General features: G+C 41.8%; 15 protein-coding genes. 4 read left to right on the top strand and 11 right to left on the bottom strand.

What is annotated here, in order from left to right:
- Nucleotides 1-30 precede the first annotated feature (30 nt).
- From QGN29_RS09900 to QGN29_RS09885, 4 genes are all read right to left on the bottom strand, one after another.
- A complete protein-coding gene (locus QGN29_RS09900; RefSeq protein ID WP_310797693.1) occupies nt 31-1,128 on the bottom strand; it encodes a sensor histidine kinase in 1,098 nt (365 codons plus the stop codon).
- Between the two features lie 168 nt (nt 1,129-1,296).
- Nucleotides 1,297-1,716, bottom strand: a complete 420-nt coding sequence (locus QGN29_RS09895; RefSeq protein ID WP_310797692.1) for a hypothetical protein — start codon at nt 1,714-1,716, stop codon at nt 1,297-1,299.
- A gap of 87 nt (nt 1,717-1,803) precedes the next feature.
- Nucleotides 1,804-2,277 (bottom strand): hypothetical protein, encoded by a 474-nt coding sequence (locus tag QGN29_RS09890; protein WP_310797691.1) that lies wholly within the window; start codon nt 2,275-2,277, stop codon nt 1,804-1,806.
- A 59-nt stretch (nt 2,278-2,336) separates the two neighbouring features.
- The gene (locus QGN29_RS09885; RefSeq protein WP_310797690.1) at nt 2,337-2,933 is read right to left on the bottom strand and encodes a TetR/AcrR family transcriptional regulator; all 597 of its coding nucleotides are present in this window, start codon (nt 2,931-2,933) and stop codon (nt 2,337-2,339) included.
- Between the two features lie 149 nt (nt 2,934-3,082).
- Here QGN29_RS09885 and QGN29_RS09880 point away from each other — a divergent pair, with 149 nt between their 5' ends.
- Both QGN29_RS09880 and QGN29_RS09875 read left to right on the top strand, forming a co-directional pair.
- Entirely contained in the window at nt 3,083-3,991 is a 909-nt protein-coding gene (locus QGN29_RS09880; RefSeq protein WP_310797689.1) for a sterol desaturase family protein, read from the top strand.
- 18 nt (nt 3,992-4,009) lie between these two features.
- A complete protein-coding gene (locus QGN29_RS09875; RefSeq protein ID WP_310797688.1) occupies nt 4,010-4,546 on the top strand; it encodes a DUF2141 domain-containing protein in 537 nt (178 codons plus the stop codon).
- On the opposite strand, the gene QGN29_RS09870 is transcribed toward QGN29_RS09875, so the two are convergent.
- The 4 genes from QGN29_RS09870 to QGN29_RS09855 all read right to left on the bottom strand — a co-directional run bounded on the left by QGN29_RS09870 (nt 4,524) and on the right by QGN29_RS09855 (nt 9,469).
- Entirely contained in the window at nt 4,524-5,729 is a 1,206-nt protein-coding gene (locus tag QGN29_RS09870; RefSeq protein ID WP_310797687.1) for a dipeptidase, read from the bottom strand. The genes QGN29_RS09875 and QGN29_RS09870 overlap by 23 nt on opposite strands.
- 71 nt (nt 5,730-5,800) lie before the next feature.
- Nucleotides 5,801-6,916 (bottom strand): DUF2817 domain-containing protein, encoded by a 1,116-nt coding sequence (locus QGN29_RS09865; RefSeq protein WP_310797686.1) that lies wholly within the window; start codon nt 6,914-6,916, stop codon nt 5,801-5,803.
- Between the two features lie 11 nt (nt 6,917-6,927).
- Nucleotides 6,928-8,199: a CapA family protein gene (locus QGN29_RS09860; protein ID WP_310797685.1), complete on the bottom strand. Its 1,272-nt coding sequence runs from the start codon at nt 8,197-8,199 to the stop codon at nt 6,928-6,930.
- Between the two features lie 64 nt (nt 8,200-8,263).
- A complete protein-coding gene (locus QGN29_RS09855; protein WP_375164599.1) occupies nt 8,264-9,469 on the bottom strand; it encodes an MFS transporter in 1,206 nt (401 codons plus the stop codon).
- A gap of 173 nt (nt 9,470-9,642) precedes the next feature.
- Between QGN29_RS09855 and QGN29_RS09850 the strand changes: the two genes are divergently transcribed.
- Nucleotides 9,643-10,170: a hypothetical protein gene (locus tag QGN29_RS09850; protein ID WP_310797683.1), complete on the top strand. Its 528-nt coding sequence runs from the start codon at nt 9,643-9,645 to the stop codon at nt 10,168-10,170.
- A gap of 86 nt (nt 10,171-10,256) precedes the next feature.
- Here QGN29_RS09850 and QGN29_RS09845 read toward each other — a convergent pair whose 3' ends face one another.
- Together QGN29_RS09845 and QGN29_RS09840 are read right to left on the bottom strand one after the other, a co-directional pair.
- Nucleotides 10,257-10,544, bottom strand: coding sequence for a DUF2312 domain-containing protein (locus QGN29_RS09845; RefSeq protein WP_310797682.1), 288 nt, complete (start codon nt 10,542-10,544; stop codon nt 10,257-10,259).
- A 65-nt stretch (nt 10,545-10,609) separates the two neighbouring features.
- Nucleotides 10,610-11,071, bottom strand: coding sequence for an Lrp/AsnC family transcriptional regulator (locus QGN29_RS09840; RefSeq protein ID WP_310797681.1), 462 nt, complete (start codon nt 11,069-11,071; stop codon nt 10,610-10,612).
- A gap of 144 nt (nt 11,072-11,215) precedes the next feature.
- Here QGN29_RS09840 and QGN29_RS09835 point away from each other — a divergent pair, with 144 nt between their 5' ends.
- A complete protein-coding gene (locus QGN29_RS09835; RefSeq protein ID WP_310797680.1) occupies nt 11,216-11,512 on the top strand; it encodes a hypothetical protein in 297 nt (98 codons plus the stop codon).
- A 3-nt stretch (nt 11,513-11,515) separates the two neighbouring features.
- Here QGN29_RS09835 and QGN29_RS09830 read toward each other — a convergent pair whose 3' ends face one another.
- The gene (locus QGN29_RS09830; protein WP_310797679.1) at nt 11,516-12,286 is read right to left on the bottom strand and encodes an N-formylglutamate amidohydrolase; all 771 of its coding nucleotides are present in this window, start codon (nt 12,284-12,286) and stop codon (nt 11,516-11,518) included.
- Between the last annotated feature and the right edge of the window lie 88 nt (nt 12,287-12,374).

The raw sequence follows: 12,374 nt of genomic DNA, 5'->3' as shown, positions 1-12,374 counted from the left end.
AGTATTTTATTATCATTTCTTTGTTAAAAATCATTCTGCCGATTTTTCACGGACAGGTCTATCTCTTTCAAGTGGGATTTTAATTTGTACACACAGACCCCCCTCTTCCATATTCTTTACTTTAAAGCTGTGCGTCCCGGGATAGATCTGATTGAGACGCTCTCGTGTATTCGCCAACCCAACACCAGACCCACTTGAACTGACGATGTTATTTTCATCTTGAATTCCTGGGCCATCATCTTCAATGGCTAGATACAGTCTATGATGGTGAACGGTCGCTTTAATGTGAATAAGTCCCCCATCAATACTTGGGGCAATGGCATATTTAATAGAATTTTCTATCAGAGGCTGCAATATCAAGCTTGGAATAAGCGCAGTCTTCGTCCGTTCATCAATTGAATATTCAATGTTTAGACGATCGGCAAATCTAACTTTCTCAATATCTAAATAGAGAGCAAGGGCATAAAGTTCCTGTTCAAGATTGACCCGTTGAGTCGGCTGATTGACCAAGGTGTAGCGCAAAAAGCTGGAAAGCTTCGAAAGCATTTCATTGGCTTCTTCCGTTGCCTTTTCCAAAACTAATGTGGAAATAGCATTAAGGGTATTGAAGAGGAAGTGCGGATTTAGTTGATAGCGTAACATTTTCAATTGGGCTTGATGCGCCATCGCATTGGCTTTCAAAGCGTTTTCTTGCTGCTCTTGAAAATCATCATAAAAATGATAACCAAAGTAAATAGCAGACCAAGCAAGCATCACTGTCGCTTCAAACATAGCATTTCCAAAGCGTTCCCACCCATACCATGGATCAGCTTCAATCACCCATGTTGCCACCGCAAGTTCTAGAGACGAAAACAAGAGACCAGCGCTTCCAGAAACAAGCAGTGTTATGATTAAGATCAGCCCTAAACTTTTCTCTACGAAACTACGATAAATATAGCGAATGATGATAGAAAGAATAAACCCAATAACCGTTGCGATTAATGCAAGCGGCCAATATTCATCTGGCGTATATCCATTGGTCAAACCACCAAATAGGCGCACTAAAAAATAGCCTGCCCAGCCAACCAACTGGAAAACCCAGAAGGTCGTTTCTTTATTTTTAAATAGGCCAACAACTTTTTTAGACATAGACGCCCCTCAATGGATTACCATTCAACCCTAATCCTGACATAGAATATGACGCGGTCAATAAAAAACGCCAAGACACTTTTTTAATATCGTGCCTTAGCGTATTTTCTATCACATTACGATCAAAAGACTTTTCTTTGCGATCAATGGTTAAATCAACGTCACTCTTTAGTCTGCTTTTGCTACCTTTGGACGCTTCTCTAGCTTACGAAATTCACCAAGTCCACAGGATCCAAAAGAATTCATAAAGCTATCAATAACAGTAATCACATCGTAACTGCAGAGATTTGTTCCCCCTCTAAGAGTATATTTAAAGCGATCTTCAAATTTCAACCGCGGACATTTATACTTCATTTCATTGAGGTAAAATTTATTTTTACCCCTCATTTGAAAAAGGATTGTTTTATCATCTATAGCCCTTGTGCTGTAGATCAGTCGCGTATTAATGCATTTCTTTGTAGTGTCGGTGAAAGTGTATTTATCTTTCAATTTTGCAACGGGATCTTCTTTTTTCTTATCGTCAGCCAATACATCCCCATAGGCAAAAAAAGCGAGCAGCGCAAAACCACTTAATGTCATCTGTTTCATCATAACTGTCCCATAAATTTGCTTGTTTCATTACTCATCTTGCCTTGAACTTTATACGCAGGCAGATGAATATAATCTGAACAAAGATTAAACTTTACTCATGATTCTAAGCTTTGCTTCGAAATTGGCCAGAACGCCTTCTTCAAAGTCACCAATCATCTCTGGGGCTCCTTCAAAGGCAAGACCGTGCACTTTGGCCAATTGTATCAAATAGCGGTGAAACTCACGGGCACGAGCAGCATAAAGACTTTGACAACGATCCTCGGCAATTTCATGCCTCGCCATCTCAGCTTCATAAACTGCCCGAAGATGAGGAATCAGCGTTTGAGCAATTGTCTCAAGGCCAGCACAAAAAGCCGCAAAGGCATGAATTTCTTGCATTTGAAAACTAGAGGGGCCCGATTGCTGGCAGGAAGATACTTTCTCAAGCTGCTCAATCATTTCTTCAAGTTGTTTGTCAAGTGCTCTAGCCACGTCTGCTGCAATAGCATCTGTTACCTCCTGTGCCTGTGCCTTAGAGGATGATTGATGGAGCTTTATTATTTCAGCGGCCTGTTTCATCTGCAAACAGTAGCAGACAGCCTGCTCAGAGACAATAGATTCTCCGTTCTGAAGACGGCTTAGCTGTCAGGATTGGACCTATCTAATTCAGCGATCAAGAGTGTTGCTGCTGCGTGACTTGCAATCCTTGCCGATGATTGGATACCGGTAAGGGCTGTCGAGTCCACGTTATAGCTCAAACTCATTATACCATAAGCAATTGTTTCAATTAAGGAGTTTTGCGCATTTGGATAATCTTCTTGGATAACTTTCTTCAATAAATTTAGAAAGCTATCGCTCCAGTCATTCATGATTCTCGCCAGATATGGCTCATGAGATGCTTGTATGAGTAAAGCGAATGAGATCTGTGTAATTTGACGGTCTGAAATAGAGACGTCAAACAAGTAAGCTACCAGAGCCTTAAGCCGCTCTGTTGCCGGTAATGCTTTATACAACTGATCGAGTGCATCAGTTGACTGCCCAATAAAATATTCAATATAGGCATCAAAAAGCTGCTCTCTATTGCCAACGTTATGACGAATAAGGGCCCGAGCCAGCCCTGCTTTTTCAGATACCTTTTCTAAAGTCGCACCTTTTACGCCGTATTCGGAAAGACAGAGGCCATAAGCGTCCAAGATTTGCATTCTTCGTTCTGCCTTTCTACTCGGCCTAGCCATCGCTTAGTCTCCCAGATAAGTTAATTATCACTATTGACAATAAACTTACTCTTCTCTAAATAGATTATCAATAATGATAATTAACCTGTGTTCTATCTTTAAGCAATAGAATATTTTTTTGGGCAGATCGGGACCGAAGGAGTAATTTGATGGACGTTCTTCTAAGAAAGATGACAGAAACTGAAATTGACTATTGGACACAGTTTTTTAGTGATTGGTTTTTCTTCCTCTCTTTTATCTTTCTCGGCTTTGAATTTCTTCGATATATTCTCAAAAAGGAATTCAATCTCACTCTTATAGGTGATACGATAACTAATTATCTAACCCTATATGGGTTTTTAATAATTAATGCGTTTCTCATTGGCAGCCTCTATGTTTTCCTAATCTATGGCGGTTATCAATTCGCTGTCTTTGACATAAAGAACTCCATAGGTACTGCTCTCATTTGTATTGTTCTGGCTGATCTTATGTATTACTGGGAACATCGCTTCATGCACAGGGTAAATATTGCTTGGGCCACCCATTCTGTCCATCATAGCTCGCCGTATTTTAACATATCGGTTGCCTACAGGTTTGGCCCTATGGATGGTGTGTGGCCCCTCTTCGGCGGGTTAATATTAGTTTTAATAGGCTTTAATCCAGTCCTCGTCCTTTTCTCAGAAATTATCGTGCAACTCTATCAAACCGCTTTACATACAGAAGCTGTTGGGAAATTTCCGAGACCGATCGAAACCATAATGAATACGCCCAGTCATCATAGAGTTCATCATGCCTCCAATGAAGAGTATCTTGATACAAATTATGGAGGGATTTTCATTATATGGGATCGACTGTTTGGCACTTTTGCAGAAGAAAAAACTCAAGTGATCTACGGCCTGGTTTCACCCATTAATTCAATTAACCCTCTGACTGTATTTTTTCATGGGTTTACACGTCTTTATCGAACTATTGCTCAGGCCAGAGGAGGAATGAACAAGCTAAAATATATCATTGCTCCACCGGACTGGGATGCAGAAAAAATAGAAAATGCAGATAACCAATCCAAGCAATCACAATAATTTATTAGGAGAATTCAAATGAAAGCGACAGGGAATATTTTCCTTAGTTTAAGTATCACAGCTGGCCTCCTTTTGTTCGGAGCCTGGTCTGCAAGTCTTGCGCATCAAGATACAGAAGCAACAGAGGACAAAAAATCCAGCCCCCAAAGCAGTCCGCATATTAAGCCCCCCTCCGTTGACGATGCTGAGCTGCCCGCAGAAGGCGTTACTGTCACCATAAAAGGGATTGAAAATTCTACGGGCAAAATAATTGTTATGATTTTTAACGAGAAAAACTCTTACGCGGCCTATGATTTTAACAAGGCTGTAGGCTATAGAGAAATTGCCCCCCAAAAAGGCAAAATAATGCTCGCTTTTCCTGAACTTAAACAAGGGCCTTACGCTGTCGTTCTTTTTCATGATGAGAATGAGAACTATGACTTAGACATGAGGGGTGATTATCCACTCGAAGGCTATGGCACGTCAGGGGCTAGAGATGCTTACGACCAACCAAGTTTTAAGAAAGCAGCACAAAAAGGGCCTAAAATCGTCGTTACCGTCTATTACCTAAAATAGGTTCGCTAACAGTTGCCTCATGCACACGCAAGGCATTGTAACCAAAGAATTTTTGTATGGATTGTTTGTCAAATCCAGACTTGAGCATAGCCTGTGCAATAAAAGGCAAGTCTTTATAACTAGGGAGAAAATTTGGGCGCGCACTATCGATTAAATCCGTTGACCAACAAACATGGTCTTCGCCGACTGTATCCATCATTACTTTAACAAGTTCAACAAATTGGTCGAGAGTGTCTACTCCCCAAGGGGCTTTAATAGGGAAAGTGCCAATCACCCCCCCTGTAGAGGCAATCATTCGTGCATGGTCCTCGCTGATCCATCGGCTCCGTTGCGCTTTGCCAAAAGCCCCATACTGAGGGCTCATGTAATGCATCATCGTATGCGAGAGTGCGAGAGGCTTCCCGTAGAGCTCTGCCATCTGAGCTGCACAAGCAAAGCTTGCATGGGCACAGTCGAGCATCATGCCTTTCTCAGTAATTCTCTTAATAATCTCTTTACCCGTTGCTGAGAGTCCTCCGTATTTTTTCTCATCTGTCTGATTATCTCCGATCGTTGTAGAGACATAGTGAATGGGTTGTATACGCCGCAGACCATGTTCGAACATAACGTCCAGTTTTTCAGGATCATCTTCAATCATGTGGCCGCCTTCAGTAGAAAAAAAGACGCCCAGATTCCCTTGCTTGGAAACAGAAGGAATATCCTTAGGACTTTGCAAAAATTCTAGCCTATCCTTCTTCAAAATTGACTTAAGAATATCATATTGGCGGAGGTATTCCCGCCATGCCTCACCTTTCTTAAAATCGCGGAGTTTATTCCCAGGCCTGCCAAGGCGTGTCAGCATAACATCACTCACGATATCGAGATAGACACAGTTCACACCGCCAGCAAGATGCTCAGATATATTTCGGTCTAGGCGATGGGTTGACATGGGTTTCACCATTGGGTCCACAAAGGAAATTGGCAGCCCCATAGTTTGCCATAGTCCGAAATGCGTATGGAAATCAACAACTGGGCTTGCGGCAAGAATGGCGCGTGCTTTTGAGACATCCTCAAAGGTTTCTGCGGCGCTCTCCGCCTCTGAGGCGACGGCCTTATCTGCTATTCCAGCCCTTGTCACCAGCCCTGCAGCAGCAACCTTTAAAAAGGTGCGGCGTGTCAGATTCTGCCTCGAAAAATATGTCATAACTACCCTTTGTCTTGATTTGCCAAGAGATCGTGTCTGGATAAAAATACCAAACCACCCTTAAAGTTTTTCTAATCCCCTGAAAGCTTCTGTAATCCCCTGAGTGTTTTCACGAGAATATCTTCAAAGCGTGTGATGACTAATTCTTTCCACTCTGGACTATTGATATAAAAACAATCACGAAGCCTTTGCCCTGCCTTTAAAGTCCGATCATCGTCAAGGCCGTATTTATGGTAGGCGAAATTTTCTCGCACCAAAGCTTGAAAAACACGATCAAACTCAACAGTTCCATACTCCAAAGCGAAAGCATAGACTGTGGTTTGAGGTAAAATTTCTGTGAGGGCACTGCAAAAATCCCCGTCTGTAACATATTGTTCCGAAGCCCCGCTTGCATTAGCGTCATTGCTTGAATCATTTCTTGCTATTAAGTCGTCATACCACTGAGCAAGAACAGCTTGTCTCGGATCATGATTTTGGTAGACACTGAAAATTTCCCCTACCCCATAATCTCCTAGGCCAGAATGGATATCAATAACGACCACATCATCAAGATTTCCAAGTAGACCTGGCAAGACAGACCTGATCATAGTGTTTGACCACTCCCCGTGCACACCTCCATATAATATGCCGTCTGGATCAACCCTTTGACCGCTCAAGGCCACCTGATGAAAAGCCGAAGCCCCCCTCTCACTGATCCATAATTTTATTTGGTCGAAACATTCTTCTGTAAGGTCATGAGGGTGGATTAAATCACTGATTTCTAAGTAATCTACGTTAAGAAAGGACTGACTTTCTTCAAAATCTGCATAATTTCTATTCAAATCAACGTTATTCTCAGTAAAACGTCTATTCCAAGCAAAACCAAAAGGATTATGGCCATGAATGAAGAAGACATTCACTGTTTCCAAAAGCTTAGCTAAACCACCTCTTTCCACCATATAATTTTGACATGCAGCACCGCAAAATCCCTCGGGTCCGTGGGTACCTGAAACGAGGACAATTCCCTGCTTGTTTCCCGCTCTTTTCAAAGAAGCAACATCCATATAAAGCGGTGTCATGTTAGGACCTTCATCTGGATGTAATAGGGAAAGAATCTCAGCTCCTTTATCCTTCATTGTTGTTAAAAATCGTTCTCGTGATTGCTGATAGCTCTCTGAGAATAAACTATTAATATTCAAATTACTCATAACACACCTCTTTAGCGCCAAGACGCCCCTAAGATTAAATCGGCATAGCCAGCCATCTGCTCTACATAATTCTTTGAGTCTGGACAGAGTTCCTTATCCTCAACAAGCTTAGACAGCTTTTCTAGAACAGAGATCTCTTCACCGCCCTCCTCTGCAGCCATAAAGGCCGTAGGGGTCAGTCTGATGGACTGCAATCTTGTCACTTGCTGCCCTTCAAGCGACCCTCTTGCAATTTCAATTTCGGCAATCAAACTCAAGACTGTGGCTGCCGCCCCGTATCCCGGAGTTAAATTGCCTAAACTATACAGAATTGGAACAGTCCTGTCAGGACTAGAAGTCGGTCGATAAACCTCTATAGGCTGGATCACATGGGGATGATGGCCAATGATTAAATCGGCCCCCCACTCAGCGAATTGATGCGCCCACTTCTGCTGATCTGGATGCGGAAAAAATTCATGCTCCAACCCCCAATGAAGAGAAAGAAACACCAAATCCGCTCCCTCTTTTTTACATGCTTTAATCTGTTGGTCTATCTGGGAAAGGTTTGGCGTTTCTACACAGTGGAAATCTGTCACATTCACCATCCAAGGTTTTCCCTCTGGAGTTGGCTGCTGATTTAAACTGAATGTATGCGAAACCCATCCAATTTTGACCCCTTTGTGCTCAGTGATTTGTGGGCGATCTGCCTCTGACTTTTCCAAAAACACTCCAAGTCCGAGGATGTTATCTTTGTCTAATTGGCTAAGTGTAAGGCGAGCCCCTTCTTCCCCGCAATCCATGATATGGTTATTGGCAAGTTGAAGCAGATTAAAAGACTTTTTTTTGTGATGAACCAACGCCTTATATTCATCTTGGGTGATATTAATATGCGGCGTATCCCCCTCATGCTGCATTGACCGATCACTAATACTTTCACTCGTTAGGGTAGACTCTAAATTCGCGAACCGAATGTCATGATCAAAAATAACTTTATTGACAGCTTGATAGAGTCGATCCTTTGACCGCTCAATGTTCACGGCAAACATTAAATCACCGACGGCACTCATGGAAAGAGTGTCTTCAACCCGCATGTTAGAGGGCAACAAAGTAAATTCTGTACCCTTCGTGTCGCCTAGCAATCTTTTCATCTTACTGCCCGGGCGATCAGTCGTATAAGGAAAGTATGATTTGTATAGCCAATATGCCATAAACTCCATATCTGTAGGATCAAACAAAAGGTCTTGAGGAGTGCTCCACTCCCCTGATTCAGATTTTGACCTCATAATACCTTCGATTTCAGTCATAATTTCTTCACTGAATCCCTCAAATAAAAATTGGCAATTTCGCGGTAAATTTACAGGTCTTACCCTATGACTCATAACGACTCTCCAAAGGATCAACGGATGCAAAAACGTGAAAGTAAAGAACGGCAATAATGTTGAGGAAGGCGATCCCGAGGAACATGACGGTATAGGATCCAGTCATGTCCAAAGCTTTTCCGACCAAGGCAATTGCGATACTGCTAAAGATGGATCCCGATGCAATGGTCATTCCAAACATCACCTCACCGCTATTTGGAAAGAGATCCTTGGACATGACTGCAAAACCTGGTTGGGCCACCCCAAACCCTAAGAAAGCTGCGAACAAGAGAAGAGCAGCCAAAAAGACAGACTGTACAAAAGCAACCGTACAAAGGAAGAAACAACCACTGAAAATCCCACAGTAAACCAGCAGTTTCCGAATGGCTAATTTGTCCATACCTCTTTCTTCAAGCTGAGCAGAATATCGCCCGGCCCATAAAGGACTAATGAGAAGAGACAGGAATGGAACCAGTGAATAGAGCCCTGCTTCTTGACTTGACACATCGAAGGTATCAACAAAATAACTTGGCAACCATGTCACAGTAGTAAAGGAGCAAATAGACCATGTTGTTGTAATGAAGAATACACTTAATGCTGATTTATTCGTAAGAAACAACTTCCAAGGTGTAGGGGATAGCTCTCGCGGATCAAGAGAGTCGTCTTCTGGTATAGTCTTCGGAACCAAAGCAAACCAAAAAACTGCCCAAACAAGCCCTAAGCTCCCGAAAAGATAGAAAACTTTTGCCCACCCAAAATAGATAATCAGTGTCGGAACACTCAACAAAGCGATGATCGTTCCGATCGCAGATCCAGACATGAGAGATCCCACTGCAAAGGACTGCTTAGAAACTTCCATGCGCCTGTATATCATAGTATAAACGGCTGGAAACGCTGCCCCTTCTCCAACCCCCACAAGGAAACGGCAGATCACGAGTATAAACAAGGAATTCGTGTAGGCTGCCGTAGGAGTTAGGATGGTAAAAAACGACCAAGAAAGCACAGCAAGTGCAAAGACCATGCGCCCCGAAAACCTTCTTGCGAGTAGCCCGCCAAATGCTTGTGTTATCAAATACCCCCAAAAAAAGGACGCAAGCACAATGCCTTTCTCCGTATCTGTCCAATTAAAGTCCGCTTTCATATTTATAGCAGCAATTGAAATGAGAATTCGATCTACATAACAAAGGACAATACCCAATAAGGAAAGGCCGAGCATTTGATACTGTTTATTGTATTTTTTTACATCCAACATAGCAATAAAGTTTATCTTAAATTTATATTTAGTGACTATTTACTCACTTTTTAGTATACTTTCATACTCTAATCAAGGTAATAGTATAATTGATAAACGCTAATACGGGGTAACTTGAAGAAACATGAGGTTTTAAAATGCTAGAAAAAGATGAACAAATATTCAAAAACTTATACGGCTCACCTAAATTCATCGACATTGAAGAGTGCCCCAAAGAAATTACATGCCTGCTTGAAAAATTTTCGCCTCTCTACAAGGAAGGGAAATTACCACAAAGAAAAGACTTTGATCCCAAAGATTTTAAAAAGATTTTACCCAATCTTATGCTGATTGACCTTATTTTTGAGAAAGATATAGTTGTTGATACACTCGTAAAATATGAAGGATCTGAGCTCGACTGGGTTTATACACCCCATAGTCAAAAACTAATCTCTAAAATACCTGACAAAGAAGTAATGGAACGACATCTATTTATGGTTAATTGTGCTGTAATGGCGCGAAAGCCTATTACCTATTCCGTAGATATTTTAAACAGAAAACACACATTCTGGGGTGGAAATTTTGCTCTTGTTCCTTTTTCTGAAACTCAACAACAAATAACACAAATCTTAGGAATCTATGTGAAGAAGGAAGGGGCTACGCCTTCCCTTGCAAAAATGGCGTGATTTTGTAAATTTTTTCAGAGTTATTCTTCTCAAACAAAAAAACGGCCCATGGCCGCTTTTTTACAAATTTAAAATTCGAAAGTACTTTATTCGTTAATAGCCACAACTTCAGCTGTCGGCCGAACTTGCTCTCCGCCCTCAATCGCATGAAGATAGACATCCAACAAGGCTTCCTGCTCCTGACGGTCAGCCTGATCCATCTTACGAAGGCTAATCACCTTACGCATGATCTTAGGATCAAAGCCTGTAGCCTTCGCTTGCGCATAGACTTCCTTAACATCCTCGGCTAAACCTTTTTTCTCTTCTTCCAAGCGCTCAATGCGCTCGATGAATGACCGTAATTGCTCTCCTGCGATACCGCCTGTATTTACCATGTCAGAACTCCTGAACTAATAGATGAATCAATTTTGCTAGACTTTAACGACTGAACTCATGGACATCAAATATTAATCGATAATTTTGTTGTATCTTTATGAGCTGTCAGGGCAATTGATGAACTTATCTCGCGCACACCTTCAATAGGAGATAATTTATCCCAGAAAAACTTCTCATAAGCTTGAACATCTTGAACACGTATTTTGAGAATAAAATCAATATCCCCCATAAGAGTATGACATTCCACAACCTCTGGAAAGGTTTGCACCATATCTATAAAGTTAGGTAAATTCTCTCGGCTATGGGCTTGCATCTTCACATGCGCAAACACCATCACTGCCAACCCTACCTTATCAGGACAAACCAATGAGACATTCTTCGTGATCACCCCCTCGTCTTGCATGCGCTGAATTCTGCGCCACACCACCGACCGTGATGATCCAACCTTGTCCGCAACCTCATTTAATGGCAAATCTGCCCTATCCTGAAGAATATTCAGAATTTTAACATCCAATTGATCAATCATACGGGACAATTTCCTTCATAATTCAGTAATAACGAAATAATTTCCCATATAATATCATATTCAAATACTTTTAGGAACCCTTTTCCTCTGCCCTTAGACTATGATGAACACAGTTACAAATCATAGCGACTTAAGGAAAGTAAAATGGTCTATAAAAGCGAAACTCGTACAACATTTTCTGTTCATGCCCTTCACGACTCAGATACGCTGGCACGCATTCTGGACGTCTTCAACGTTGTCGGCCTCACTTTTATTGAGATGGCAGCAACGAAAAGTGTCGATAATTTTCAAAAGGTCATTTTAACTTTCGAAAATCTCAACAGCCTTGAGAGAAATGGTTTAGTGAATAAATTAAACGCCCTCGTCTGTGTGTCTCTGGCACAGGTAGAGACCAAGTTCTCTCCTGATTATAGCAGCAGCAGTCAAGCTCTGGCCGCTTAACAATCAATAATGTTTCAGCGACATCAAATCAGAGCGCTCCAATAATTCCTCCAAAACATCACACAGCAGTGCAGCCCATTCGGTGCACTGCTTTTCATTTTTTGCTAAGTCCTGCCTGATTTCGATGGTTGTCTGTGCCAATCCATTGTCAGCACCGTGGCGTTGCATTGTATAGTATAAATCTTTACCGCTATAAGGCTCATTATCCCCAATTGTTAGAGTTGTTTCTCGCTCAAGCATACCAATCATCGCTTGCGCTAAACGTGGATCTTTATTCCACAGAAATCCAATCTGCCACGGCCTTTGAAAGCCAGCCATTCGATCTGTAAAACTATGCATTCCAATAATTAATGGTGTCCGGCCTCGTTTTAATCGGTGGGCAATACACTCTTCAATGACTTGATGAAAAGGTGTGTAATAAGCTTCAACACGGTTTTGTGTTTGCTCAAAAGAGAGGTTTCTGTTTCCTGGTATTGCTGTTCCATCACTCACAACAGGAATTAAACTATCGCGACCTGGCTCTCTATTCACATCAATCACAAGGCGAGACACCCTTTGGATAACGGCCGTCATACCCATCATATCACACATTTTTCGAGTAATTTGTTCTGCGCCAATATCCCAAGCGATATGCTCTGCAAGAGACATTTCCTCAAGCCCCAGAGAGTCAAATTCTTTTGGGACATGATTGCTGGCATGATCACAGAGAATTAAAACATCGCACTCACTCTCTGGATTTATCACTTCAGGCGGTAAAATATTTGTATTCGTCATAAAACTGTGCCATTAGTCCTGTTAATCAAGCGCAACCTCACTTGGTCCCACGAGGTTACTATAATAAATAATTTTTATTCTCTATTAG

This window comes from Temperatibacter marinus, from assembly GCF_031598375.1.
GTDB lineage: Bacteria > Pseudomonadota > Alphaproteobacteria > Sphingomonadales > Kordiimonadaceae > Temperatibacter > Temperatibacter marinus.
The sequence above is the reverse complement of the archived record's forward strand: the minus strand, read 5'-3'. Positions and strand labels throughout refer to the sequence as shown.

Bases quoted from the DNA above. Each gene is read 5' to 3' on its own strand.
- QGN29_RS09865 (WP_310797686.1), bottom strand. From the start codon at position 6,916: ATGAGTAATTTGAATATTAATAGTTTATTCTCAGAGAGCTATCAGCAA.
- QGN29_RS09840 (WP_310797681.1), bottom strand. From the start codon at position 11,071: ATGATTGATCAATTGGATGTTAAAATTCTGAATATTCTTCAGGATAGG.
- QGN29_RS09860 (WP_310797685.1), bottom strand. From the start codon at position 8,199: ATGACTGAAATCGAAGGTATTATGAGGTCAAAATCTGAATCAGGGGAG.
- QGN29_RS09830 (WP_310797679.1), bottom strand. From the start codon at position 12,286: ATGACGAATACAAATATTTTACCGCCTGAAGTGATAAATCCAGAGAGT.
- QGN29_RS09895 (WP_310797692.1), bottom strand. From the start codon at position 1,716: ATGAAACAGATGACATTAAGTGGTTTTGCGCTGCTCGCTTTTTTTGCC.
- QGN29_RS09880 (WP_310797689.1), top strand. From the start codon at position 3,083: ATGGACGTTCTTCTAAGAAAGATGACAGAAACTGAAATTGACTATTGG.
- QGN29_RS09900 (WP_310797693.1), bottom strand. From the start codon at position 1,128: ATGTCTAAAAAAGTTGTTGGCCTATTTAAAAATAAAGAAACGACCTTC.
- QGN29_RS09855 (WP_375164599.1), bottom strand. From the start codon at position 9,469: ATGCTCGGCCTTTCCTTATTGGGTATTGTCCTTTGTTATGTAGATCGA.
- QGN29_RS09890 (WP_310797691.1), bottom strand. From the start codon at position 2,277: ATGAAACAGGCCGCTGAAATAATAAAGCTCCATCAATCATCCTCTAAG.
- QGN29_RS09885 (WP_310797690.1), bottom strand. From the start codon at position 2,933: ATGGCTAGGCCGAGTAGAAAGGCAGAACGAAGAATGCAAATCTTGGAC.
- QGN29_RS09845 (WP_310797682.1), bottom strand. From the start codon at position 10,544: ATGGTAAATACAGGCGGTATCGCAGGAGAGCAATTACGGTCATTCATC.
- QGN29_RS09835 (WP_310797680.1), top strand. From the start codon at position 11,216: ATGGTCTATAAAAGCGAAACTCGTACAACATTTTCTGTTCATGCCCTT.
- QGN29_RS09850 (WP_310797683.1), top strand. From the start codon at position 9,643: ATGCTAGAAAAAGATGAACAAATATTCAAAAACTTATACGGCTCACCT.
- QGN29_RS09875 (WP_310797688.1), top strand. From the start codon at position 4,010: ATGAAAGCGACAGGGAATATTTTCCTTAGTTTAAGTATCACAGCTGGC.
- QGN29_RS09870 (WP_310797687.1), bottom strand. From the start codon at position 5,729: ATGACATATTTTTCGAGGCAGAATCTGACACGCCGCACCTTTTTAAAG.